Source organism: Kitasatospora sp. UYEF31 (assembly GCF_057291755.1).
On sequence record NZ_JBXAWK010000154.1, the window covers coordinates 1 to 1342 of the forward strand.

General features: G+C 66.1%; 2 protein-coding genes. Both read right to left on the minus strand.

Annotation, left to right across the window (positions count from 1 at the left end; translation table 11 throughout):
- Positions 1-429 precede the first annotated feature (429 nt).
- The gene (locus tag AC0Z36_RS29665; protein WP_485466181.1) at positions 430-693 is read right to left on the minus strand and encodes a transposase; all 264 of its coding nucleotides are present in this window, start codon (positions 691-693) and stop codon (positions 430-432) included.
- Positions 694-798: 105 nt separating this feature from the next.
- The coding region (locus AC0Z36_RS29670; protein ID WP_485466182.1) for a hypothetical protein at positions 799-1342 on the minus strand (544 nt) is incomplete at its 5' end.

Sequence of the window (1342 nt, forward strand, 5' to 3'; positions counted from 1 at the left end):
GCTACAACACACGGCGCAGGCATTCGGCCAACGGGCAGCGCAGCCCGGTCGCCTACGAGCAACTGTCGACTACGATGACACTTGCCGCATAAGCATATAAAACTGTGTCCTCCTCACGGGGGGAAGCCCCAACAGTCGGGTGGCGACTTCTTCATAGTCGTCGTCACAGAACAGGGCCAGTGCCATGACCAGGTAGAGGACCACATGGGGGCAGCTTGCCGTCCGAGCGTTTGGCCTGCCGGTGGTGCGCGGCCACCGCCTCATCGATGACATCCCGCGGCACCGAGGCCGCCAGCAGCCCGATCGAGATGAACTCCGGCAACCGGGCCGCTGCTTCCGCACTGTGATCCACAGTCGGCCAGCCTACCGACGCACCGTTACACCCCGGACCGGAGCCGCACGGAACCTGACCACCACCGGAAGATCATTTTACGCTTTACGGCATTGGGTGAGGTACCCGGCACCGCTGTAACTCTTGTCCGCGATCACGGCTTGCATCAGGTTCTGGAAGACGCCCTGTTCAGCCCAGATCCGGAAGCGGTCGTAGGCACTCTGTCTGGGCCCGAACTCGTCCGGCAGGTCGCGCCAGGGACTGCCGGTACGCAAGCGCCACATCGCGGCGTTGAAGTATTTCCGCAGGTCGGGGATGGGATCGGCCGCGGCGATCGGGAGGTGGGCTCGATCAGGGAGCACTGCTCGTCGGTGAGATCGCCTCGCGCCATGACCAATTACCTAGCAAAGCCGGCGCATCGCGCGCAGGCGATCTCACGAACTCATGATCTGCACTCCAGACAGGACCTAGTGCTGGCGCACGGTCCGGCGGCGCAGCACGACACCACCACCGGCCAGCGCGCCGACGGCCAGCACTCCGCCGACCGCCAGCACTCCGCCGACCGCCAGCGCGGCCTGTGTGTCGGCCATGGGAACGGCGTCCGGGGCCGGGGTCTTGACCGTGTAGGAGCCCTGTCCGGTTACAGGCCCAAGATGGGTCGCGGTGAAGTTGCCCGCGGTCATGGTGGTGTTCGCCGGGGCGGCGGGGTCCATCTTCACCTGCACACCGAACGTCGCCGTCGCGCCGGCCTTCGTCAGGCCAGTGATACCGCCGCAGGTCAGGGTCTTCGCGTCGGCGGAGGTCGTGCAGTCTTGGAGGGTTCCCGGGTCGCCGTCGTAGGTGTAGGAGTTGCGGGTGAACGTGGTGTTGGCCGGGGCGGTGAAAACGAGCTTGTCGAACTTCGTTTCGGGTTCGGTAGTCGCTTTGAAGGTCACCTCGCCGGTCGCGCCGGGGGCCAGGCTGGGGACGGTGGGCTGGGTGACCACAAGGTTCGCCATCGCGGGGGCGGCG